This window comes from Mycobacterium sp. IS-1742, assembly GCF_001500125.1.
GTDB lineage: Bacteria > Actinomycetota > Actinomycetes > Mycobacteriales > Mycobacteriaceae > Mycobacterium.
Window position 1 is genome coordinate 129,220 of record NZ_LQIV01000042.1, and the last position, 22,431, is coordinate 151,650.

The following is a 22,431-nucleotide window of genomic DNA, read 5'->3' on the forward strand; positions in this document are numbered from 1 at the left end:
ATAAGCGCGCAGCCCGTACCGGCGTTACTGCTGACCACCGCCGTACGGGTACTGCTGTCCGCCGGGCATACCGGTGTGCCGACCGCCGAGCGGATCGTCGTAACCCGGTTGCTGGCCGGGCTGGTAGGGAGCGGTCGGCGGACCCGACTGCTGCCCACCCGGTTGCGGATACTGGGACCCGCCCGGGTAGCGCGGGTCGCTTCCGTATTGCGGGTCGGTCCCGTACTGCGGTGCGCCCTGCGAGTAGCCGGGCTGGCCGGCGCCCTGCTGGCCACTGCCCTGGGAGTAGCCCGGTTGCTGCGACGAGCCGGCGGCCGGGATCATCGTCGTCTCCCGGTCGCGGCTGCTGAGGTGTTCGCGCATGGTGCGGCCCTCGTCCTCGGCCCGCGACAGGTAGTTCTCCCAGCGCTGCTGCATCGGCTTGATCAGGCCGCCGCCGACACCGACGACGAGGATGCCGCCGACAGTGCCGAGGACGGCGATCAGCACGGGCAAGGTGACGGTCAACGCGATACCGACCTGGTTGAGCGCGGCGATGACACCGAGCGCCAGGATGGCGATGCTCGCGATGTTCGCGAGGAGCCGCCCGTAGGACAGGCCGCTCAGCGCGTTGGACACGATGTCGCGGACCGCCGCCGCAATCGCCGCCGCGACCACCACGATGATCAGTGCGACGAGCAGTTTCGGCAGGAAGGAGATCACCCCGGCGATCAGCGCGCTGATCGGGTTGGGGCCGAAGACGCCGAACGCCAGTTGCAGAACGACCAGCAGGAGCGCGTAGTAGACGATCTTGCTGACGATGGTCGACGCGTCGTAGTTGCTCTGCGCCAGTGCCTTCTTGACCCCGCCGCGCTCGACGGCCCGGTCGAAACCGACTTTCTCGAGGATCTTGTCGATGGCCTTGGCGATCAGCTTCGCCAAAATCCACCCGATGATCAGGATGACGAGGAACGCCACCAGCTTCGGCGCGAAGTTCGCCACCGATCTCCACATATCTCGTAGGGCGTCTTCCATCGCTAACTCCGTTGTTCGTGGCTCCCCGCGGCCGTTGATGGTGTACACCGTCGGTACCCGGGTTCGCTCCGAATAAACCGACGCGTCAATTGGGCGGCGTCAGGCCGCCCGGGAGAGGACGCGACCCCTTGCGTCTACAACTACTCTCGTGAGTCATGGGGGCACCTTCTGCACCGCCGGGATGGGATCCGGACCCGCATGCACCGAGTCCGCCTCGGACCGGCGCAAGGTGGAAAGCGCCGGCAGTCGCCGGTGTACTCGTGCTGTCCGTCGCGATGCTCACCGGGGTGACCGCACTGCGCGATGCCGTCGGTCCGCAGGACACCCCGCGTTCGGCGCCGGAGCGCGGATCGGTCATCGCGACGCCCACCGTGCTCCAGGAGGGATGGGGCGTCCGGGCGCCGACCCGCGCAGCGATCGAGGCGATGTGGGAATGGGTCACGGCCTCCTCCGGAACCCTCGACACCGTCACGACGGTGACCCACCAGGTGCGGCCGCAGGTGCAGGACGCCCTGGCGGCCCGTGACGTCGAAGACATCAGGTTCTACTGCAGCCAGATGGTCGCGCCGATCACCGTCGAGATGTCCGGGATCGTCGACACCCCCGATCCCGACCTGACCCGGGCGATGCAGCGCGTCGTCGACAGCGCTCGCGACGTGGAGTCGCGCTGCGCGGCCCTTGCCGAACCGCCGGATCAGGGTTCGCTCGACGCCCTGCACGCCGCGTTCGGTCGCGTGGCCTCCGACCTCGACGCGATGGTGCGGATCGTCGACCGGGACGCGACGATCATGCAGCGGGCGGGCCGGTGAGTTACCCGCCGACGTAATCGGCGAGGTGCTTGCCGGTCAGCGTCGTGCGCCCCGCGACCAGGTCGGCCGGGGTGCCCTCGTAGACGATCCGCCCGCCGTCGTGGCCCGCCCCGGGACCCAGGTCGATGATCCAGTCGGCGTGGGCCATCACCGCCTGGTGGTGCTCGATGACGATCACTGACTTCCCGGCGTCGACCAGCCGGTCGAGCAGCGCGAGCAGCTGTTCGACGTCGGCGAGGTGCAGTCCGGACGTCGGCTCGTCGAGCACGTACACGTCCTTCTTGTCGGCGCCGGTGTCCCCCAGCCGGGTGGCCAGTTTGAGCCGCTGCCGCTCGCCGCCGGAGAGTGTGGTGAGCGGTTGCCCCAGACCGAGGTATCCGAGCCCGACATCGGCGAGCCGGTCGAGCACCTTGTGCGCGGCGGGGGTGTGGGCATCGCCGTCTGCGAAGAACTCGAGTGCGTCGGCCACCGACATCTCGAGTACGTCGGCGATGTTGCGGTCGCCGAGGGTGTACTCGAGAACCGAGGCCTGGAACCGCCTGCCCTCACACTCCTCGCACGGCGACTCGACGGTGGCCATGACGCCGAGTTCGGTGTAGATGACGCCGGCACCCTTGCAGGCGGGGCAGGCGCCTTCGGAGTTGGCGCTGAACAGTGCCGGCTTCACACCGTTGGCCTTGGCGAACGCCTTACGGATGGGATCGAGCAGTCCGGTGTAGGTGGCGGGGTTGCTCCGGCGCGAACCGCGGATCGCGCCCTGATCGATCGACACCACCTCGTCACGGCCCGCCACCGACCCGTCGATGAGCGAACTCTTCCCCGACCCCGCGACGCCGGTCAGCACGACGAGGACACCGAGCGGGATGTCGACGTCGACGTCGTGCAGGTTGTTCGTCGTGGCACCGCGGATCTCGAGTGCGCCCTTGGCCTGTCGCACAGCCTCTTTCAGCGACGCGCGGTCGTCGAGGTGGCGCCCGGTGAGCGTGCCGCTTCGGCGGAGACCGTCGACGGTGCCCTCGAAGACCACCTCCCCGCCACCGCTACCCGCGCCCGGGCCGAGGTCCACGACGTGGTCGGCGATGGCGATCGACTCGGGCTTGTGTTCGACGACGAGCACGGTGTTGCCCTTGTCCCGCAGGCGCAGCAGCAGGTCGTTCATCCGCTCGATGTCATGGGGGTGCAGGCCGATGGTCGGTTCGTCGAAGACGTAGGTGACGTCCGTCAGCGACGACCCCAGGTGGCGGATCATCTTCGTGCGCTGGGCCTCTCCCCCGGACAGCGTGCCCGCGGGCCGGTCCAGCGACAGGTACCCGAGGCCGATCTCGTCGAACGAGTCCAGCAGGTGCCGCAAACCGTCGAGCAGCGGGCCGACGGACGGTTCGTCCAGGCCGCGGACCCACTCGGCGAGGTCGCTGATCTGCATCGCGCACACGTCGGCGATGCTGCAGCCCTTGATCTTCGAGGACCGCGCCTCCGCGGTGAGGCGCGTGCCCTCGCAGTCGGGGCAGGTCGCGAACGTCACCGCCCGCTCGACGAATGCGCGGATGTGGGGCTGCATCGCGTCGACGTCCTTGGACAGGAAGGACTTCTGGATCGTGGGAATCAACCCGGCGTAGGTGAGGTTGACCCCGTCGACCTTGATCTTCGTCGCCTCCCGATACAGGAGATCGTTGACTTCCTTCTTGGTGTACTTGCGGATCGGCTTGTCGGGGTCGAAGTACCCGCAGCCGCGGAAGATGCGGCCGTACCACCCCTCCATGCTGTAACCGGGGATGGTCAACGCACCCTCGTTGAGCGATTTGGTGTCGTCGTAGAGCGCGGTCAGGTCGAAGTCGTAAACGGCCCCTCGGCCCTCGCACCGAGGACACATCCCGCCGGTGATCGAGAACTCGCGCCGCTCCTTGACGGTCCTGCCGCCCTTGTCGAGCGTCACAGCCCCCGCCCCGCTCATCGAGGCGACGTTGAACGAGAACGCCTGCGGCGAACCGATGTGCGGGTCACCGAGGCGGCTGAACAGGATCCGCAGCATGGCGTAGGCGTCGGTCGCCGTGCCGACCGTCGAGCGCGGATTGGCCCCCATCCGTTCCTGGTCGACGATGATCGCGGTGGTGAGCCCTTCGAGCACGTCCACGTCGGGTCGGGACATCGACGGCATGAACCCTTGCAGGAACGCGCTGTAGGTCTCGTTGATGAGGCGCTGGGACTCCGCGGCGACGGTGCCGAACACCAGCGAGCTCTTACCCGACCCGGACACCCCGGTGAACACGGTCAGCCGACGTTTCGGCAGCTCGACGTCGATGTTCTTGAGGTTGTTCTCGCGCGCACCCACGACGCGGATGACGTCATGGGCGTCGGCGACGTGCTTGTTCGTCTTTCCCGCCATGGTTCAGGGCCGCTCCTGGATACGGATCATGGTGCCCGCGGGGTCGCGGACCGCACAGTCACGGACACCGTACGGCTGATCGGTGGGTTCCTGAACGATGTCGGCATCACACGCCTGCAACCGTTCGAATGTGGCGTCGAGGTCCGGGGTGGCCAGCACGATGATCGCGTAGGTGCCCTTGGCCATCATCTCGGCGATGGTGCGGCGCTCCTCGTCGGTGATCCCGGGATCGGCTGCCGGCGGGTGCAGGACGACGGACGTACCGGGCTGGCCGGGCGGGCCCACCGTGATCCAGCGCATCGTGCCGGCGCCGACGTCGAGGCGGACCTCGAAGCCGAGGACGTCGCGGTAGAACGCCAACGACTGCTCGGGGTCCTCGTGTGGGAGGAAGGTGCTGTGAATCGTGATGTTCATGGACTCACCGTAAGTGCGGCGCGGGCGCGGGTGCTTCTCGATTCCTGACCGGTCTGGTCACCACCTTGGTCACGCACGTCGGCGGCTCGTCCGTGGTGTCGGCCAGCTGCCGACGGTAGACACTGGGCGGGACTCCGACGAGCTCGGCGAACCGGGTGCTGAAGGTGCCCAGCGACGAACACCCCACGGCGAAGCAGACTTCGGTGACGCTGAGGTCGCCGCGGCGTAGCAGCGCCATCGCCCGCTCGATGCGACGGGTCATCAGATAGCTGTACGGCGACTCGCCGTAGGCGAGCTTGAACTGGCGGCTCAGATGGCCGGCGGACATGTCCACGCCGCGGGCGAGGGCTTCGACGTCGAGGGGTTGGGCGTAGTCGCGATCCATCCGGTCGCGGACCTTGCGCAGGCGCTTCAGGTCGTCGAGTCGACGCTCATCAGGAGCCACCCGCGGATCTTACGACCGCGGACCCATCCGTGGATCCGTCGGCGGCGTCGTGATCGTCGACGGCGTCATCCGGGCGGGCCCCGGCCCGCTGCGAGCCCGATGGTTCGTCGGGTTCGGAGACGGTATTGCGTCGGGTGTCGTTGCGTTTGTAGCCGGAATCGACGAGCGGGCGCAGGCGCTTGTCGACCTCGTCGACGATCCGGCGGTCGACGCCGAGCTGACGCAGCGGCTTGGTCAGCGGCAGTTCCTTCGTCGGGACGAGGTACGAGGTGGTCCTGCCGCCCTTCGAGTTGGTCGTCTCGGTGATGTCGTCCTTCGGCACAGCGGTCAGGTCCACCCCGTAGTTCGGGTGCAGGTAGACCACGCCCATGACGGCGTTCGCGGTCGAGACCACGTTGAGGGGACGGTCCGGGAAGTCGGCGATTCCGTCGTACTCGCGGGTGACATAGACGGTCTCGTAGGGGGTTTCGACCAGCGGCGCCGGGCGGCTGATGCCGATGCCGGGGATGCGGACGCCTTCGGGGACCCAGTTGGCGATGCCGCCGGAGGGCCGCGCCGGATCACCGATGTAGACGAACCGCACGTCGTCCTTGGCCGGGCGCTGGTTCTCGGGAAGCGCCATGATGCGCCGCTCCTCCTCGTGGACGACGAGACTGCCCTGGGAGACGCCGACGAGCGACTTACGCCCCTTCGTGGAGGTGACCGCACCTCCGAGTTCCCTTGCGCCCATGGCGATCGATTCGTTCATCAGGATCGGTGACGCCGGGTAGCCGACGCCCACGAGCGTATCCTCACGGCCGGCGTAGACGCCGTTCTGTAGCCAGGTCATCTGAGACTGGGTGGGCGTGCCGGGCCAACCGGTGCCGCCGACGTAGAGGGCGGTGTCCGCGGACGCGGGGGCGGCGGCCGCGATGGCGATCGAGGCCGAGGCGGTAGCAACCTTAAGGGCGCCTTTCATGGCGGCACTGTAACCCCTTTAAGGGTGGCGCCAGCAACCTAAGCTTGCGGAGAAAAATACAGTTCAAACAATCTATTTGCACCAGTAAAAAGAACTGGTTTCGTCTTTAAGGACGATCCTACGAGGTCGGGTAGGCTCACGACTCGTGGTGCTGCATTTCATGTCGCGGGGCGAGATCGCCGAGTATCTCGGCGTCAGTCTCGCGACGGTGAAGGGCTACGTCGACTTCCCGGAACCCGACGTGACCGTCGGGCGCAATCAGGGGTGGGCCAGGGAGACCGTCGACAGGTGGGTGGCCTCCCGGCGCCGGGCGAAGTGACCTAGCTCGGCCACTGTTCGATGATGCGGCCGTCGCAACGGAGTTGCACAGCGGTGTGGCGCTGACCGCCCAGGGCCTGCAGCTTCTCGGCGTACATCCGCCGGGCGTCGGCCTCGTCGGCTCCGTCGGTCGTGGTGGATTGCAGATCCTCGTCCGAGGGGCGTTCGATGCCCTCCTCGAAGGGGGCCACGACCACGACATCCCATTTCGCTGTCATGTGACCAGTATCCGGGATCGGCCGGTACCGCATCGCCTCCTGTCCGGGACCTTGGGCACCAGCGCGACGCCCTGTGGTCCGGTTTGTCTCGGTCGGACTCCAACTGGGGACCGTGCGAGCCGCGGCGAGCGGTGCGGGGCGCGACCCTGAATCCATCACGCCCGCACTCCACCGTCTCATGGTGGTGGCCCGCACGGAGGACGAGGCCCGCGCCATGCTCGCCCCGAAGGCCATCCGGGCGCTCGGTCTCATGGGGCCCGCCGAGCTGTGGCGCCGAGCTGGGGCCGTGCACCCATTCGAGGAGCACTGTCGATGCGCTGATGGATCACATACCGGGCGACTACAACCGTGCCACGCCCGACGAGGAGATCGCCGCCGTGCCTGACGGGCTCATCGCCGAGGGACCCCTGGTATGGGGAACCCCGGAACAGATCGTCGCCAGGCTGCGGCAATTCGCTCGGCGGACATGCGCCAGGTGATCTTCGCGCCCGTGTCCGGTCTGGTCTCCGCCCGCGCGGCATGCCGTCACGTCACAGGTGAGACAGTTGCCCGATCAACAAGTGTCGGAACGCCTTCACTCGACAAGAGTCGGTGGTGACGCCGACGGCGAGGCGTACGCCGCGCGCATGGCCGCGGTTCTGAGGAAACGGGCTCCCGCGACGCGGCCGCGGAGTAGTGTCCGGCTCACCAGGCGAGGGTTGGAGTGCCGATGCCGATAACCGATCATGACTGGAGAAGGCCCGCAGCGGTGGCGATCCCCGCGGAGGGATACTTCGAACTCGAACGGGGACGGTACGGACCCGTCTTCCCGAGAACCCCGGCGTGCTACGGGTTCTCGATCATCGCCAAGGTCAAGGACGGTCGCGAGGGCGCCATCCGCGACCACGGCAAGGTCATCGAGGCGGCGATCGCGGAGTCGCCCGAGTTCCTCGCCCCTCTGCGTCTGCATTACCTCCGGTGGCTGCTGTTCGACGTGGGAGGCGGGCTCCACTTCCAATATCAGGGCATCTTCGACACCGATTTCGACAAGTACACCGAGGATGCCGTCCAGCTGTTCAGCCAGAGTGGCATCAGCACGGTGTTCACCAATCTCGAGGGCTTCCCTGAGGATTGGAAGGAAAATCCGGAAGGGTTCGTGAAGTTCGTGCGCGAGCATCACTTCCCGAGTTTCCTGGAATACGGCGAGTACCCGTACGTGACGGCCGACGAGATCAAGAAGGCACTGCGCCTGAAGGACGCCTTCTCCGCCATGCTCGACCAGATGCAGTGATCGCGCAGGGCGTCACACCATGCTCGAACTCGATGACATCCAGCACATCCTGTTGACCCGTACGCCGGCCATGACGGGCCGCTACGAGTTCCTCTCGTTCGACGACCCGGCGGGCGCTCGTTCGTGGCTGGCCGAGTTGATCGACCGGGTGGATTCCGCCTCGGCGGCCATGGCCTCCATGGACAGTTCCGAGCGATGGATCACGTTGGCCTTCACGTGGAACGGCCTACAGGCGATGGGGGTTCCCGAGCATTCACTCGCCACCTTCCCCGACGAATTCCGCGAAGGTATGGCGGCGCGCGCCGACATCCTGGGCGACACCGGACGCAATGCCCCCGAACACTGGATCGGCGGTCTGGCCGACGACAAGCTGCACGCCATCGCCATCTTGTTCGCCCGCACCGAGGCCGAGCACCGGCGTTGCGTCGGCGAACACAACAAGCTCCTGGACCGGTGCGCGGGCGTGAAGTCGTTGTCGTATCTCGACCTGAACGCGACACCTCCGTTCAACTACGCCCACGACCACTTCGGATTCCGGGATCGACTGTCGCAGCCGGTGATCGAAGGGTCGGGCGAGGAACCGACGCCAGGCTCGGGCGCCGCCCTGAAGCCTGGTGAGTTCATACTGGGATACCCGGACGAGAACGGTATCTCGGCGAACCTTCCGCAGCCCGAGGTGTTGTCACGCAACGGCAGTTACATGGCCTACCGGCGGCTGCAGGAGCACGTCGGGTTGTTTCGCGAATACCTCCGAGAGAACGCGGACACCGCCGACGGCCAGGAGTTGCTCGCCGCGAAGTTCATGGGCCGATGGCGCAGCGGCGCGCCACTGGTGCTGGCGCCGGATCGCGACGATCCCGAACTCGGCGCCGACCCGTTGCGCAACAACGACTTCGACTACAAGACCATGGACCCCCACGGGTACGCCTGTCCGTTGGGTTCCCACGCCCGGCGCCTCAATCCCCGCGACACCGCCCACAACATGAACCGGCACCGGATGATCCGCCGCGGCGCCACGTACGGGCCTGCCCTGCCGGACGACGCACCGGATGACGGTGTGGACCGCGGTATCGCCGCGTTCATCATCGGCGCCAGCCTGATCCGGCAGTTCGAATTCGCGCAGAACGTCTGGATCAACGACAAGGCATTCCATGAACTCGGCAACGAGCACGACCCGATCTGCGGCACTCAGGACGGCACGCTGGAGTACACAATCCCGAAACGGCCGATCCGCAAGGTGCTCAAGGGCCTTCCCGCGTTCACCACGCTCACCGGCGGCGCGTATTTCTTCCTGCCGGGGATTCGCGCCCTGCGGTACCTCGCGTCACTCGACAGCTGAGGCATCCTCATGAGCGCCCCTGTGCCGGCACGCACCTACAACCAGAGCCACATCGCACGCCGTCACGACGGCAAACGGCGCATCAGCATCTACTGGACGTGGAGCTATCCGTGGGAGGCCCAACGCGACCCCTCCGAGATGTACAACCGATTCTCGACGATCACCGAAGTGCGCAACGTCGCATGGCCCGCATATGAGACACCGGAATACGACGAGGCGCACTTCCTCCAGGGCATCGCGGGAACGCTGGAACTCTTCCACCGCTCGACGTTGACCTTCCAGCACCTCGCCGAGGAGGCGACCGGCCACCAGGTCGCGGTATTCCAACGCATCGATCAGGCGGGCTACCGGTTGCCCATCGACGAGCGGATCCTGGCCGACACCGACACCCTCATGGTGTTCGGACTGGACCACCTCCTCTCCGAACAGGAAGCCGGGGCCGAGGAGATCGCCGCGATCCGGGAGTGGTTGACGCGGGAAGGCACGTGCCTGCTGCTCGCCCCCCACCATGACGTCGGATTCACCGAGGATCTCGCCCAACGACAGGTCGAGTACGAACACCATGGTGATCCGTTGGTACCGCGCCAGCAACGGTTCGGCCAGTACACCCGATCACTGATGCGGGGCCTGGACGTGCCGGTCCGAAACACCTGGGGTTTGCGGCCGGCCGTTGTAGACGGCACCGGAGACATCGCACCCGTCAGCGGCTTTCGTGATCTCGACGCGTCGCACCTGCTCGACGACGTGACCACATTCAGCTTCCACCCCCATCTGCCGCATTACGAGTTGACGGCGCCCGAGAGCGACGACCTGCGCGTCCTGGCCCGTCAGCGCGTCGACCCCAACCGCCCGCACCCCTTCACCGCCGAGGGGAACACCGAGTTCAACGCGTTGATCTGGATGCCGCCGTCAGGTCGACGCGCAGGCGACATCGTGCTCATCGACTCCACCCACTTCACCACCCTTTTCGGCGGCACCGACAGCCTGCGCAACCTGTGGCACAACCTCGCGACGATGGCGTGACACCGGATACCTCCGAGTCCGGTCACCCCTCGGCAGGGTCGCTGCGGCGCCGGCGGACGAATGTCAAGAAGTACGCCTGCATCACCGCGAAGATGAATGCCGTGCTGATGCCGAACAGCAAGACGCCGTTCACCGCCTCCAGCGCGCTGATCAAACGGAACCGGTCGGGCAGCACCAGTCCGCGCACGTCGAGCGAAACCATGGTGCCCAGGGAATAGACCGACGCGTCCGTGAACGAGTCGAACGCGCCGAGCCATCGGTACGCCGACGCCCACAGCACCCCCTCCAGCCCGTGAAGAACCGCGAGCGCCAGCGCGACGAACGCGATGCTGCCGCTGACGATGGGAATGGCCCGCCGCGGACCGAGCTCGTCCTTCCCGACTCGCTTTCGAATCCGGGCCTCCATGCGAAATGCCATGACCACTACTCCGGTCGTGTGGATCGCGATGGTGAGCACGATGAGCGACAGACCCACGACCCAACTCGCCAGATCCACCACCCCTCCCTTCGGTCAGCAGGCGAAGGTCCTCAACCACCTGTCCGACCGGATCCGAGTTCACCTACAACGGTCGAGGAAGTCCGTTGCGGGTTTCCTGATCGCCTCGAGTTCGGATCGAACCTGCGGGTTGGCGTCCATGTACTGCTGGACCTGGGGCCGCATCTCTTCCCTGGATTGGCCCTTCAGGGTCGCGAAGAAGTCATTCACGGGGGGATGTGTGTACAGATATGCCGAGACGGCCGCGGCAACTCCCGCCCTGACACCTGCCCAATCCGCGGGTGAACAATTCGGCGGGGCGGGTGGGGGGGGCGCCGGCGGCTGGGCAGCAGCCGCTCCCCCACCGAGAACCACTGCACCGGCCATCATCAAAGCGCCGACGGCTCCCACTACTGCGCGGCTTCGAAAACGTCGTAACGGCAACGTCATTGCTGCTTCTCCTTCAGTGAGTGATGGGCATCTCCAACGCGTTGTCGGTCGAATCAACCTGACCATCACGGCCGACCGGTCGCTCGTGACACAGGAGCGCGGCGCGAGGGAGACCCGGCATGGACCTGCCGGGATCGCCGCAGTCTGGGCTGATCCCGGGCTCGTGCAGCACTGACGTCATCGCACGGCTACTTCCGCGATTCAGAGGTGGTGAGGCGCCACACACCCTGAAGCTCACGATAGGTCCGGCAACCGGGGCACGTGAGCATATTCGGCAATCGCAGGATTGATCGTTCGTACGCTCCTAGACTTCCTGGAGAGGCGACCGAGAGAAGACGTCCATGAATCCTTGGGTACAACGCATCGCCGTTTCTGCCGTCGTTCTGACGAGTCTGTCACTGGTCGAAGTCGCCTCATCACCGCTCGGCCGCGCCCAACCGCCGCCACCGCCCTGTCCGCCGGGCATGTTCTGGAACTTCACGACGGTCAGGTGCGAATGGCCCGCTCCCGCCGTGTACGTCGATCCGTGGCTTCCGGTCTACGTCCCGGACATCGTCGACGTCGACCTGGATGTCGACATCCCGGTACCCGGCCCACCGGGCATCGGGGCGCCGGGGCGACCGGACATCGGGCGTCCTGGCGCTGGACCCAGACCTCCTCGGCCGCCCATGCCACGGCCGCGCGGCGGCGGTGGTCGGCGGCGCTAGGTCGCTGCTCCGGAACCGGACCGATCAGACCGGCTCTGGGCTCAGGCACGGAGGGAAGCTCGCCCGCTGCGAGACGGCGCCGCGATAGTCGCCCACGCGGCCGGGGATGGTGCTCAACACGGCGATCGTCTGCCCGTCCTTCGCGTACGCAGCGGTGAACGCGCGGCCGCGGCCACTTCCCTCGACGATCTCGACGCTGTCGTATCCGCTTGGTATGCCAATCAATTGGAGCTTGACGTCGAACTGGTCGGACCAGAAGTACGGCACCGCGTCGTACTCCTGCGCGCGGTCCGGTCCTGCCAGCAGATTCCGCGCCGCCGTGACGCCCTGGCGTGACGCCTGGTCCCAGTGCTCGATCCGTAAATGCTGCCCATAGATCGGGTGCCACCAGCGCGCGACATCACCCGCCGCCACGACACCGGTCGCCCCTTCGGCGGCACCGGTGGCATCGCACACCACGCCCCTGTCCACGCGGATACCGGAGCCTTGAAGCCAATCGGTGGCCGGCTCCACCCCCAAACCGAGGATGACGAGATCCGCCTTCACCTTCGACCCGTCGCTGAGTCGAACGGCCTTCACACGGCGCTTTCCGACGAAACCCTCGACTTCCACGCCCACCCGCACATCGACCCCGTGCTGACGGTGCAAATCGGTCCAGCAGCTCCCCATTTTCTCGCCCAGGGCGGAGTGCAACAGCGCCCCGGCACGCGACAGAAGAGTCACGTCGTGGCCCGTCGAGCAGAGGCTGGCCGCGACTTCGGTCCCGATGAACCCGCCGCCGACCACGACGACACGGGTGCGCCTGTGTAACGACGAGCGAATGGCCAGGCAATCGTCGACCGTGCGCAGGGTGACGACGCCGCCCGGCACCGGCCCGCCGGGCCAACGGCGGACGTCGGCACCATTGGCGATCACGAGTCCGTCGAAGGGCACGGTCAGATGCGAATCCCCGTCGCGCACAAGCACGGAGCGCGACGCCATGTCCAACCCGAGAGCGTCGGCACCCCGCAGCACCCGCGCCTGGAACGCATGCTGCGGCGCCATGTCGATGCCCGCCCGGTGCACTTCGCCGGTCAGGAGCTTCTTGGACAGGGCCGGCCGGTGGTAGGGGGCGTGCCGTTCGGAGCCCACCAGTGTCAGCTCTCCGTCGAAACCTTCGCTCCTCAGCGTCTGCGCCGCCATGGCGCCCGCCACTCCGCCACCCACAACGACGACCCGCCGTAGCTCGTTCTCCGTCGCCATCGGTCAGTCCTCCACCGTGATCGCGCCGGTGGGACACGATACCTGCGCCCCGATCAGCTTCTGGCGCAACTCTTCTCCGGGCTGTTCGGGCGAGACGTGAAGACCGTCCTCCCGCACGTCGAACACCTCGTGGCAGATGCTCATGCACACGCCGTTGCCATCGCAGGTGTCGAAATCCACCACGATCTTCATCGACACTCCTCGTTGCTCGCGGATCTAACTGTGGGCGGCCTTCGCCGCCGAAGACCGTTCGTGGGCTTCGGCGCGCTCCCGAGCGTCTCGGGCCGCCGGAGAGTACGCCAGGTAGTCGAGTGCCATCTGGGTGTCGGCCTCCGGGCCGGGATGATGGTCCCGGCGCATATACCGAAGGGGCACCGCGACAAGGAAATTCCAGGGGTCAGGCAGCAGATCCTTGCGTGCGGCGCGGCGCCAGTCGCGCCAGCGCCACTTCAAGTCGATGGATTCGTCGTTCCTCATCAGATGGCGGGCTCCCGCGATCCACCAGCCGATGAACAGCGGTGCGGTCATCAACATCGAGAACGCTCTGATCGCATAGCTTCCACACACGTTCTGGTAGACGTCGAACACCAGCGACCTGTGCTCGACCTCCTCGGCCCCGTGCCAGCGCAGCAGGTCGAGCATGACCGGATCGGCGCCCGCCTGCTCCAGCCCCTTGTTTCGCAGCACCCACTGTCCCAGCACGGCGGTGAAGTGTTCGAGGGAGGCGACGTCGGCCAGACGCCGATACAGCCACCACCTCTTCAACGGCGGCGGGAAGAACGCCGGCGGATCCCCTAATGTCACCGACAGCGTCCGGCCGAGGCGATCGGTGTAGGCAGCGGTGTCGATGCCTTGGTCGGCCAACCTGTCCAGGACGACCTGATGCGCCCAGGCATGCCAGGATTCCTGCTGGATGAACGGTTTGATGGCCGCCTCCAGTTCCGGGTCGTCGACCAGCGACGACGCCTCGAGGACGGCTTTGATGAAATGTCGCTCCCCTTCGGGTAGCAGCAGGTGCAGCACGTTGATCATGTGCGTCGTGAACGGGTCACCCGGTACCCAGTGCCGCGGCAGATCGGCCCAGTCGAACCGGACCTGACGGCGAAACGCCGGATGTCCGTCGTGATGCAGTTCCACTTCAGGCATCGACCACTCCTTAAGTCCAACGGGAGCGAACTGCCGCCGGCACGCCCCATGACCAATGAAGTAGACAGACCTGTCTGTCTCTAAACTGAGAATCGACGGCTGCTGACCGAGGGAAGTACACGATGACGACCGAAACCGCGCCACCTGCCCGCCAACGGATCCTCGACACCACCTATGAGCTCTTCACCCGTCGCGGGATCTGCGACGTCGGCATCGACGAAGTCGTGGCGCGGGCCGGCGTCGCGAAAGCCACGCTCTACCGGCATTTCCCGTCGAAGGAAGACCTCGTGCTGGCGTTCATGGACCGCCGCGCCGAGTTGTGGACTGACGAAGTCATCGACAGGCAGCCGCGCGAGCGCGCGGAAGATCCGAAGGAGCAGCTCCTTGCGCTGTTCGACGTTCTCGACGAATGGTTTCACCGCCGCTCGGATTACGAGGCGTGCTCGTTCGTCAAGGTCCTGTTCGAGGTCGGTTCCGAAGGCCGCATCGGGACCGCCTGCATCGGCCACCTCGACAGAATCCGGGACATCCTGCGAGACCGCGCCGAGCGGGCGGGCCTGCGCGACGCCAAGGAACTGGCGTGGAGCCTCAACATCCTGGTGAAGGGGACCATCGTCTGCGCCGCCGAGGGCGATGTGGATTCCGCCCGGCGCGCGAAGTCCGTGGCCGCGTGGCTGCTCGAGCAGCACACCCCCGGAAAATGAGAACACCCGAGGCCTCGGCCTCGGGTGTCCGGTGGGTGGAGCTAAGGGGATTCGAACCCCTGACCCCCACACTGCCAGTGTGGTGCGCTACCAACTGCGCCATAGCCCCGTGATGTGATGCTCACCGAAGTTACACCACGGAGGGTGGCCGCTCAAAATCGCTGGTCACGGCACTTCGCCGCCGGCCTCCGGTCCGAGCGGCCGGGCCTCGGTGTGCTCGGTCGACGAGCGCGGCCGGGTCTCCGGCGCGAAGATCCAGCCCACCGCGGCCACGCCCAGGATGACGCCGCTGATCAGGAAGGCCCAGGCGAACGAGGTGTACTGGGCGATCAGGCCGACCAGCAGCGAGCCGCCGATCGAGCCGAGATCGGCCATCATCTGAAACGTCGCGACCGCCGTCCCGCCGCGCGACTTGTTGCCCACCACGTCGGCGACCGCGGCCTGCTGCGGTGAGACGAACACCCCCGTGGCCGCACCCGCGACGTAGGCGGCCGCCAGGAACACCGGCATCGATTCGGTGAACCCCACCAGCGCGGTGGACAGGGCCGCCAACGCCAGCCCGAAGATCAGCAGCTTGCGGCGCCCGAGCCGGTCGGAGAGATACCCGCTGGGGATGACGACGGAGATGTTGCCCACCGCGAATGCGGTGAGCGCCAGCCCGGCCGCTCCCGGGCTACGGCCCAGCACCTCCACGACGAACAGCGGCACCAGCGCGATGCGCAGACCGAACGAGGCCCACCCCGTCGCGAAGTTGGAGAACAGCGCCGCCTGGTATGCGCGGTGGCGGATGACGGCCCGAAACGGCACCGGCGTTCCTGCCACGTCGTCCGCCTGCCCGACCACGACGGACTTGCGCAGGCTGATGAACACGACCGCCGCGGCGACCAGCAGCGCCGCACCGTAGATGACGAACGGCGCCGACAATCCCAGCCCCGCGGTCAGACTCCCGAGGATCGGGCCGCCCACCGATCCGATCATGAACCCCGACGAGAACAACCCGGCGACGCGTCCCCGTGCGTCGGCGGGCGATATCCGGATCATCAGCCCCAGCGACGACACCGTGAACATCGCGGAGCCGATTCCGCCCAGCGACCGGAACAGCAGCAGTTGCCAATAGGTTTCGGCGAACGCGCACGCCGCGGTCGACAGCGCCACGATGATCAGGCCGCTGACGTAGACCCGCCGCTCCCCCAGTCGCTGCACGAACAGCCCCGCCGCCGGCGCCCCGACCAGACGCATCACCGCGAAGGCGGTGATGACGAATGTCGCGGCGCTGATGCTGACGCCGAAGTGCCGGGCGTACTGCGGCAGCACCGGGGCCACCACCCCGTAGCCGAGCGCTACGACGACATTGGCGACGACCAGGACCCAGACCTCACGGGGCAGCCGCTGTTTGGTCGTCTGCGGACACTCGTCCTCCGTCCGCGAACTCACGAAATGACCGCCGCCACCACTTCACGCGCCGCCTTCTGCACCTCGGCGAGGTGCTCGGGCCCCTTGAAGGATTCCGCGTAGATCTTGTAGACGTCCTCTGTGCCCGACGGACGCGCGGCGAACCAGGCGTTCTCGGTGGTCACCTTCAGCCCGCCCAGCGGTGCGTTGTTGCCCGGCGCCGCGGTCAGCTTCGCCGTGATCGGCTCGCCGGCCAGTTCGGTGGCCGTCACCTGCTCGGGAGACAGCTTGGCCAGCCGCGCCTTCTGCTCACGGTCGGCCGGCGCATCGATGCGCGCATACGTCGGGGCGCCGTACTTCTCGGCGAGTTCGGCATACCGCTGCGACGGCGTCGACCCGGTCACCGCGAGGATCTCCGAGGCCAGCAGCGCCAGAATGATCCCGTCCTTGTCGGTGGTCCACACGGTGCCGTCGGTGCGCAGGAACGATGCCCCGGCGCTCTCCTCGCCACCGAACCCGATTGTGCCGCCGATCAATCCGTCGACGAACCATTTGAACCCGACCGGCACCTCCTGCAAGGTGCGCCCCAGCCCGGCGACCACGCGGTCGATGATCGAGGAGCTCACCGCGGTCTTGCCCACCGCCGTCGACGACGACCAGTCGGGCCGGTGGGTGAACAGGTAGTCGATCGCCACCGCAAGGTAATGGTTGGGGTTCAACAACCCGCCGTCGGGGGTGACGATGCCGTGGCGGTCGGAGTCGGCGTCGTTACCGGTGGCGACCTGGTAGTCGCCGATCTTCCCGATCAAGCTGGCCATGGCGTTCGGCGAACTGCAGTCCATGCGGATCTTGCCGTCCCCGTCGAGGGTCATGAACCGCCACGTCGCGTCCACCAGCGGATTGACCACGGTGAGGTTGAGGTCGTGCCGTTCGGCGATCGCACCCCAGTAGTCGACGCTGGCGCCGCCGAGCGGGTCGGCGCCGATGCGCACCCCTTCGGCGCGGATCGCGTGCAGATCGACGACGTTCGGCAGGTCCGCGACGTAGGCGTCGAGGTAGTCGTGGCGCTGCGCGGTCGGCAACGCCCGGGCCAGCGGGACGCGTTTCACATCACGCAGACCGTCGCGCAGGATCTCGTTCGCCCGTTTCGCGATCGCCCCGGTGGCGTCGGTGTCCGCGGGCCCGCCGTTGGGCGGGTTGTACTTGAACCCGCCGTCACGCGGCGGATTGTGCGACGGCGTGACCACGATCCCGTCGGCCAGGCCGGACTCCCGCCCGCGGTTGAAGCTCAGGATGGCGTGACTGACCGCCGGGGTGGGCGTGTAGCGGCCCGCCGAATCGACCATCGCCACAACATCGTTGGCGGCGAGCACCTCGAGCGCCGACGTCCACGCCGGCTCCGAGAGCGCGTGGGTGTCGCGGCCGATGAACAGCGGGCCCGTCGTGCCCTGGGCGGCGCGGTATTCGACGATCGCCTGGGTGGTCGCGAGGATGTGCGCCTCGTTGAACGCCGCGTCCAGGCTCGAACCGCGGTGTCCGGAGGTGCCGAACGCCACCTGCTGGGCCACGTCCTCGGGGTCGGGACGCACGGCGTAGTACGCCGTCACGACCTGCGCGACGTCGATGAGGTCTTCGGGTTGCGCCGGCTGCCCGGCGCGGGGGTTGGCCGCCATGATCTCGATTCTGCTCCCTTGCGACGTGGCGCTGTCCGACGGCTGGAGGTATTCCCGCCATACTCTCGGTCATGCCCCGTTTCGATGGCCGGGAACTGGCCGCGGTTTTCGTCGGCGGAGCGCTGGGCACGCTGGCGCGGGCGGGGTTCGAGGAACTCGCCGCGCCCGACCCAGGCCGGTGGCCGTGGCCGACGTTCACGGTCAACATCGTGGGCGCCTTCCTGCTCGGCTATGTCACCACCCGGTTGCTCGAACGACTGCCGGTGTCCAGCTACCGCCGCCCGTTGTTGGGCACCGGCCTGTGCGGCGGTCTGACGACGTTCTCGACGATGCAGGTCGAGACGGTGCGCATGCTCGAACACGGCCACCACGGGCTGGCGGCCGGCTACACCGCCGCCAGCCTGGCTGCCGGTCTGGTCGCGGTCGCGGTCGCCACCGCGCTGGTGAGACGGGCGCGCATACGCCGATGATCGTATGGGCGGGGGTGTTGCTGCTCGGCGGGGCAGGTGCGGTGTGCCGCTTCCTGCTCGACCGTGCGGTCACGTCGGCGGTGGGACGCCCGTTTCCGTTCGGCACCGCGGCGGTCAACGTCAGCGGGGCGTTCATCCTCGGCTTGCTCGGCGGGCTCGCGCTGAGCCCGCATCTGGCACTGCTGGTGGGCACGGCGTTCATCGGCTCCTACACCACCTTCTCGACGTGGATGCTGGAAACCCACCGCCTCGCCGAGGAGCGCCGCGGCTGGCCGGCCGCCGCCAACGTGGTCGGCAGCGTCGTCCTGGGCGTGTCGGCCGCCGCGGCGGGCCTGTGGCTCGGGGGCCTGCTGTGAACGGCGACCTGGCGAAGGTGACGGCCTACTTCGGCGAGCGGCAGCGCAGCGCGGACCGGTTCACGGCCGACGCGCTGCTCGACCTGTACGGCGCCGCGTCGGTGGCCACCAGCATCGTGATCCGCGGTATCGCGGGGTTCGGGCCGCGGCATGACCTGCGCAGCGATGTCACGCTGACGGGCTCCGAGGATCCGCCCATCGCGATCGTCGCGGTCGACCGCTCCGCGCAGATGCGGGAACTGGCCGCACAGGCGGTAGGTCTGGTTTCCCGCGGCCTGGTCACCGTGGAATCGGTGCGCTCCGCGGACGGGCCGGTGCCGAGCGGACCGCTGACTCGGCTGACGGTCTATGTGCGCCGGGGGCAGCGGATCTCGGGCGTACTCGCCTACGCCGCGGTGTGCGACACGCTGCGCGGTCACGGTTTTCACTCCGCGACGGCGTACCTCGGGGTGGACGGCACCGCGCACGGTCAGCGGCACCGCGCCAGGTTCTTCAGCCGCAACCTCGACGTGCCGGCGATGGTCGTCGGGATGGGGCCGACCGCGCGGGCGGTGGCGGCGATCGACGTCCTGCGCGCGACGCCGGGCCTGCAGATGGTGACCGTCGAGGCGGTGAACACCTCCGCGCTCGACGGCGCGCTGATGGCGCCGCCGTCGGACGGCACGCATCCCCACGCGCACCGGAAGCTGACCCTGCAGACCCGTGGGTCGGCGATGCACGACGGCGTGCCGGTGCACCGCGCCCTGATCACCCGCCTGCGCGCGCTGCATTCGAGCGCCGGGGCCACCGTGTTCCGGGGTGTCTGGGGCTTCCAGGGTGGCGAGGCACCGCTGACCGACAGCCTGCTGCGGATCGAACGACACGTTCCCGTCACCACGGTCGTCGTCGACACCCCGGAGCGCATCGCGGCCTGCGCCGCGGTGGTCGACGAGATCACCGCCCGCCGCGGTGTGGTCACCGTCGAGTCGGTGCCCGGCGCGGTGTGGATCGACGACGGCGTCCGCCGGGGTGCGCTGTGACCGCGGGCAGTGGCTAGGAGTCGACCGCGGGCGCGTCCTGCGGTGTGCGCGGCAACGCGTACAGCGCCATCCGGCGGTTCTCCATATCGTGTTCTCCGAGGAACGTGCACCCGCCGGCCTCACACACGCGCCGAGCGGCGGTGTTGCGATGGTCGGGATCGAACATGATGCGGCGACACCGCGGTTCGGCCTCGAACAGGCTTCCCACCACCCTCGGCAGCAACGACGGCGCCAGACCGCGGTTCACGAAGTCGAGGTCGGCGATCGCCACGTGGATGCCGATGTCGTACGGATCGGCGTCGTACCGGGACGCGATCGAATCCTTGGCCGCGCGGTACAGCTCGAGGTAGGCCATGTCGGCGCCGTCGACGCTGCCGATCACCGGACGCGAATACTCGCCGTCGAGCTGGGCCTTCAAGTGGCGGCGCCAGCGCTCCGGCGGCCATGGGTACTCCCAGGCCTCGACGAGGTGGGGCCGGTTCATCCACTGCGAGATCAGCGCCGCGTCGCCGGCCGGGTCGGCGTGGCGCAGCGCGTAGGGCGCGGACAATGCGGGCAACGGCGGCGCGGGCACGGCGCGCACCTCGTCGGAGACGGCGGCCAACTCCCGTGGCAGAACCGGTGTGAGCGCCTCGTCGATCTCGGTCATTTGAGCGACGAGCCTACCCGAGAGAATGAGGGTAGGTTTACCTACCTCAGGCCGCGAGCAGCAGCACTCCGGAGGTGAGCAGCGCGACCACCTTGACGACCTCGAACCCGACATAGACCAGGTGCGCGTGCGAGCGCGGCCCCTCCGCTCCGGCGAGCACCGCGTCCGACCGCCGGCTCAGGCGCGGGCGGACCAGAATCACCTGAGCCAGGAGGCAGCCGAGGGCGCCGGCGGCGCCGACGGCCGCCCCCACCGGGGGCCGGTGCGCGACGAACGCCGCGACCACGGCGACGGCGAGCAGGACCTCGCTGAGGTTGAGCGCACGGAACACCAGTCGGCCGATACCCAGCCCGAGCGCGAGGGTGACCCCCGGCGCCCGGAATTTCAGCGGCGCCTCGAGAAACGAGATGGCGAGCACCATCCCCAACCACACGAAGATCGCGGCGACCGCCACCGCCCGGGCTGCGTCCACGTCGCGAGCCTATGCCAGGGCCGACATGGGATGGTTGAGACATGACCGAGCGGGACCGTGTCGAGGAGCTCCAGCGGTGGGAGGACAGCGGTGCGGTGTGGACCGTGGTGTCGCGAACACCCGGTCGGGTGACCATCGCGCTGCTGCGGTGCGACGGCGGCGAGGAGGTCGACAGGTTCGTCTCCGCGGACCCGGATCTGTTGCGTTTCGTCGGTGACCGCAGCGACAGCCTCGAGACAGGCCCGCTGTGATGCGTTTGGGTGCTTTGGATTTCAGCCCGATCGGCGACGCGCTCGACCTGGTCGCCGAGCCGGTGCGGCAGGAGGTGCGGCACCGCGGCGCACAGGGATTGTGGGTGAGCGCCATCGACCCCGGGTTCGCGGATACGGCCGAGTTCTGCGAGCACTACGGGATCGCGCTGGAGCAATCGGCCAACTGCGTCGTGGTGGAAGCCAAACGCGCCGAACGGATCTGGCACGCCGCCTGCCTGGTGTTGGCGACCACGCGAGCGGACGTCAACGGCGTCGTGCGCAAGTGGCTCGACGCCCGCAAGATCTCGTTCGCCCCCATGGAGGTCGCGGTGTCGCTCAGCGGGATGGAGTACGGCGGCATCACCCCGGTGGGCCTGCCGGACGGGTGGCCGATCCTGATCGACGAACAGGTTCTCACCCAGCCCCGCGTGGTGATCGGCAGCGGGGTGCGGGCGTCGAAGATCCTGGCCGAACCCGGCAGACTCGCGGCGGTGCCGGGTGCCGAGGTGCTGCCCATCGTCAAGGCCTAGTCGAACAACCTGTCGAGGGTGCGGCGTTCGAGATCCTCCCAGCGCCGTACGCGGTCGCGGACCTCGGCCACTTCGTCGTCCGACAGATGCTCGGCACCGTCGGCGGTGATGCGGCAGAGGTCCATCGGCCCACCGACCGTGGGCGAACTCTCGTCGAGGGCGTCCAGGACCCGCAGCGCCGCGACCACGCCGTACTGGACGGGCCGCTCGGACATCCGGAAGTTGGCCAGCAGCGCGCGCGCCTGCTGGGCCATCGGCGCACCACTGCCCACCGCGTGGAAGCCGGTCTCCTCGTAGTGGCCGATGAGGCCGTGCGGATCGATGTCGACGATGAACGGTTCGCCGTTGGAGTACCCGGCGGCCAACACGTACGTCGCGGGTGTGGCGCCGCTGTCCGATTCGCCGGGCACCTTCTCGATGAAGTTCTCGTAGTGGTGCTGGAGGACGGGCACCACCCGCGCCTGCAGCGCCCGCCCTACGTCCTGGGCCTCGACGATCGTCTCGGGCTGCGCGTCGAACAGCCGCTCCAGATCGAAGAGCACCGCACGGGATCCGCTACCGCCCCACGCGGCGCGCTTCCCGAGGCCGTGCAGCTTCTGGGCCGGGTAGGTCAGGCCGCGGGCGGGTTCGGTGATCTGGGAGTCGGCGCCGAGCACCACTCCGTCGGCACAGCGCAGTGCGATGACGACCGTCATGAGGTGATG

General features: G+C 67.9%; 28 protein-coding genes and 1 tRNA gene. 12 read left to right on the forward strand and 17 right to left on the reverse strand.

The genetic code is table 11. From position 1 onward, the window contains the following. Positions 1-24 precede the first annotated feature (24 nt). On the reverse strand, positions 25-1,014 hold the full coding sequence (locus AU196_RS21160) for a mechanosensitive ion channel family protein (RefSeq protein WP_059097039.1): 990 nt from the start codon (positions 1,012-1,014) through the stop codon (positions 25-27). 260 nt (positions 1,015-1,274) lie between these two features. Between AU196_RS21160 and AU196_RS21165 the strand changes: the two genes are divergently transcribed. Then, positions 1,275-1,823, forward strand: a complete 549-nt coding sequence (locus AU196_RS21165) for a hypothetical protein (RefSeq protein ID WP_231737666.1) — start codon at positions 1,275-1,277, stop codon at positions 1,821-1,823. 1 nt (position 1,824) lies between these two features. Here AU196_RS21165 and AU196_RS21170 read toward each other — a convergent pair whose 3' ends face one another. The 4 genes from AU196_RS21170 to AU196_RS21185 are packed head-to-tail and all read right to left on the reverse strand — an operon-like array spanning position 1,825 to position 6,023. Then, positions 1,825-4,206, reverse strand: a complete 2,382-nt coding sequence (locus AU196_RS21170) for an excinuclease ABC subunit UvrA (RefSeq protein ID WP_059097041.1) — start codon at positions 4,204-4,206, stop codon at positions 1,825-1,827. A gap of 3 nt (positions 4,207-4,209) precedes the next feature. Next, the gene (locus tag AU196_RS21175) at positions 4,210-4,620 is read right to left on the reverse strand and encodes a VOC family protein (protein ID WP_059097042.1); all 411 of its coding nucleotides are present in this window, start codon (positions 4,618-4,620) and stop codon (positions 4,210-4,212) included. Between the two features lie 4 nt (positions 4,621-4,624). Further along, positions 4,625-5,005: a helix-turn-helix transcriptional regulator gene (locus tag AU196_RS21180; RefSeq protein ID WP_231737676.1), complete on the reverse strand. Its 381-nt coding sequence runs from the start codon at positions 5,003-5,005 to the stop codon at positions 4,625-4,627. A 49-nt stretch (positions 5,006-5,054) separates the two neighbouring features. Further along, on the reverse strand, positions 5,055-6,023 hold the full coding sequence (locus AU196_RS21185; RefSeq protein WP_082695818.1) for a PE-PPE domain-containing protein: 969 nt from the start codon (positions 6,021-6,023) through the stop codon (positions 5,055-5,057). Positions 6,024-6,168: 145 nt separating this feature from the next. On the opposite strand from AU196_RS21185, the gene AU196_RS21190 reads away from it, so the two are divergent. Then, the gene (locus tag AU196_RS21190; RefSeq protein ID WP_231737667.1) at positions 6,169-6,342 is read left to right on the forward strand and encodes a helix-turn-helix transcriptional regulator; all 174 of its coding nucleotides are present in this window, start codon (positions 6,169-6,171) and stop codon (positions 6,340-6,342) included. A gap of 1 nt (position 6,343) precedes the next feature. Here AU196_RS21190 and AU196_RS21195 read toward each other — a convergent pair whose 3' ends face one another. Beyond that, positions 6,344-6,559: a hypothetical protein gene (locus AU196_RS21195; protein ID WP_059097044.1), complete on the reverse strand. Its 216-nt coding sequence runs from the start codon at positions 6,557-6,559 to the stop codon at positions 6,344-6,346. Positions 6,560-6,879: 320 nt separating this feature from the next. Between AU196_RS21195 and AU196_RS25670 the strand changes: the two genes are divergently transcribed. The 4 genes from AU196_RS25670 (at position 6,880) to AU196_RS21210 (ending at position 10,191) form a co-directional block, all read left to right on the forward strand. Continuing rightward, the gene (locus tag AU196_RS25670) at positions 6,880-7,038 is read left to right on the forward strand and encodes a hypothetical protein (protein ID WP_157546570.1); all 159 of its coding nucleotides are present in this window, start codon (positions 6,880-6,882) and stop codon (positions 7,036-7,038) included. Positions 7,039-7,268: 230 nt separating this feature from the next. Beyond that, on the forward strand, positions 7,269-7,829 hold the full coding sequence (locus AU196_RS21200) for a hypothetical protein (RefSeq protein WP_059097160.1): 561 nt from the start codon (positions 7,269-7,271) through the stop codon (positions 7,827-7,829). Between the two features lie 19 nt (positions 7,830-7,848). Then, on the forward strand, positions 7,849-9,168 hold the full coding sequence (locus AU196_RS21205; protein ID WP_059097045.1) for a Dyp-type peroxidase: 1,320 nt from the start codon (positions 7,849-7,851) through the stop codon (positions 9,166-9,168). A 9-nt stretch (positions 9,169-9,177) separates the two neighbouring features. Beyond that, positions 9,178-10,191: a hypothetical protein gene (locus AU196_RS21210; protein ID WP_059097046.1), complete on the forward strand. Its 1,014-nt coding sequence runs from the start codon at positions 9,178-9,180 to the stop codon at positions 10,189-10,191. A gap of 22 nt (positions 10,192-10,213) precedes the next feature. On the opposite strand, the gene AU196_RS21215 is transcribed toward AU196_RS21210, so the two are convergent. The 5 genes from AU196_RS21215 to AU196_RS21235 form a co-directional block, all read right to left on the reverse strand. Further along, positions 10,214-10,687, reverse strand: a complete 474-nt coding sequence (locus AU196_RS21215) for a hypothetical protein (protein WP_059097161.1) — start codon at positions 10,685-10,687, stop codon at positions 10,214-10,216. 60 nt (positions 10,688-10,747) lie between these two features. Continuing rightward, positions 10,748-11,116 carry a heme-binding protein gene (locus AU196_RS21220; protein ID WP_059097047.1) on the reverse strand — a complete coding sequence of 123 codons (369 nt, stop codon included), beginning with the start codon at positions 11,114-11,116 and terminating at the stop codon, positions 10,748-10,750. A gap of 731 nt (positions 11,117-11,847) precedes the next feature. Continuing rightward, positions 11,848-13,065, reverse strand: coding sequence for an NAD(P)/FAD-dependent oxidoreductase (locus tag AU196_RS21225; protein ID WP_059097048.1), 1,218 nt, complete (start codon positions 13,063-13,065; stop codon positions 11,848-11,850). Positions 13,066-13,068: 3 nt separating this feature from the next. Further along, positions 13,069-13,257 carry a ferredoxin gene (locus tag AU196_RS21230; RefSeq protein ID WP_059097162.1) on the reverse strand — a complete coding sequence of 63 codons (189 nt, stop codon included), beginning with the start codon at positions 13,255-13,257 and terminating at the stop codon, positions 13,069-13,071. Between the two features lie 24 nt (positions 13,258-13,281). Then, positions 13,282-14,211, reverse strand: coding sequence for a metal-dependent hydrolase (locus AU196_RS21235; RefSeq protein WP_059097049.1), 930 nt, complete (start codon positions 14,209-14,211; stop codon positions 13,282-13,284). Positions 14,212-14,333: 122 nt separating this feature from the next. Here AU196_RS21235 and AU196_RS21240 point away from each other — a divergent pair, with 122 nt between their 5' ends. After that, positions 14,334-14,915 carry a TetR/AcrR family transcriptional regulator gene (locus AU196_RS21240; RefSeq protein ID WP_059097050.1) on the forward strand — a complete coding sequence of 194 codons (582 nt, stop codon included), beginning with the start codon at positions 14,334-14,336 and terminating at the stop codon, positions 14,913-14,915. A gap of 36 nt (positions 14,916-14,951) precedes the next feature. On the opposite strand, the gene AU196_RS21245 is transcribed toward AU196_RS21240, so the two are convergent. The 3 genes from AU196_RS21245 to pgm form a co-directional block, all read right to left on the reverse strand. After that, positions 14,952-15,024, reverse strand: a tRNA-Ala gene (locus AU196_RS21245). Between the two features lie 56 nt (positions 15,025-15,080). Next, a complete protein-coding gene (locus AU196_RS21250) occupies positions 15,081-16,349 on the reverse strand; it encodes an MFS transporter (protein WP_059097051.1) in 1,269 nt (422 codons plus the stop codon). Then, positions 16,346-17,980: a phosphoglucomutase (alpha-D-glucose-1,6-bisphosphate-dependent) gene (gene pgm, locus AU196_RS21255; protein ID WP_059097052.1), complete on the reverse strand. Its 1,635-nt coding sequence runs from the start codon at positions 17,978-17,980 to the stop codon at positions 16,346-16,348. Before pgm ends, AU196_RS21250 begins: the two co-directional genes overlap by 4 nt. 71 nt (positions 17,981-18,051) lie before the next feature. Here pgm and crcB (AU196_RS21260) point away from each other — a divergent pair, with 71 nt between their 5' ends. From crcB (AU196_RS21260) to AU196_RS21270, 3 genes are read left to right on the forward strand one after another with little or no spacing between them, the layout of a single operon-like run. Then, a complete protein-coding gene (crcB, locus tag AU196_RS21260) occupies positions 18,052-18,450 on the forward strand; it encodes a fluoride efflux transporter CrcB (protein WP_059097053.1) in 399 nt (132 codons plus the stop codon). Next, positions 18,447-18,806: a fluoride efflux transporter CrcB gene (gene crcB / locus AU196_RS21265; RefSeq protein WP_059097054.1), complete on the forward strand. Its 360-nt coding sequence runs from the start codon at positions 18,447-18,449 to the stop codon at positions 18,804-18,806. Before crcB (AU196_RS21260) ends, crcB (AU196_RS21265) begins: the two co-directional genes overlap by 4 nt. Next, a complete protein-coding gene (locus AU196_RS21270) occupies positions 18,803-19,825 on the forward strand; it encodes a DUF190 domain-containing protein (RefSeq protein ID WP_059097055.1) in 1,023 nt (340 codons plus the stop codon). Before crcB (AU196_RS21265) ends, AU196_RS21270 begins: the two co-directional genes overlap by 4 nt. Positions 19,826-19,838: 13 nt before the next feature. On the opposite strand, the gene AU196_RS21275 is transcribed toward AU196_RS21270, so the two are convergent. Next, a complete protein-coding gene (locus AU196_RS21275) occupies positions 19,839-20,474 on the reverse strand; it encodes a GNAT family N-acetyltransferase (protein WP_059097056.1) in 636 nt (211 codons plus the stop codon). A gap of 46 nt (positions 20,475-20,520) precedes the next feature. Beyond that, a complete protein-coding gene (locus tag AU196_RS21280; RefSeq protein ID WP_502687281.1) occupies positions 20,521-20,895 on the reverse strand; it encodes a hypothetical protein in 375 nt (124 codons plus the stop codon). A 92-nt stretch (positions 20,896-20,987) separates the two neighbouring features. Between AU196_RS21280 and AU196_RS21285 the strand changes: the two genes are divergently transcribed. After that, complete coding sequence (locus tag AU196_RS21285; protein WP_059097058.1) at positions 20,988-21,197, forward strand: hypothetical protein; 210 nt, start codon at positions 20,988-20,990, stop codon at positions 21,195-21,197. A 14-nt stretch (positions 21,198-21,211) separates the two neighbouring features. Then, on the forward strand, positions 21,212-21,727 hold the full coding sequence (locus tag AU196_RS21290) for a YbaK/EbsC family protein (protein WP_231737668.1): 516 nt from the start codon (positions 21,212-21,214) through the stop codon (positions 21,725-21,727). Here AU196_RS21290 and AU196_RS21295 read toward each other — a convergent pair. Then, positions 21,724-22,422, reverse strand: coding sequence for an Ntn hydrolase family protein (locus AU196_RS21295; RefSeq protein WP_059097060.1), 699 nt, complete (start codon positions 22,420-22,422; stop codon positions 21,724-21,726). The genes AU196_RS21290 and AU196_RS21295 overlap by 4 nt on opposite strands. Positions 22,423-22,431: the final 9 nt, after the last annotated feature.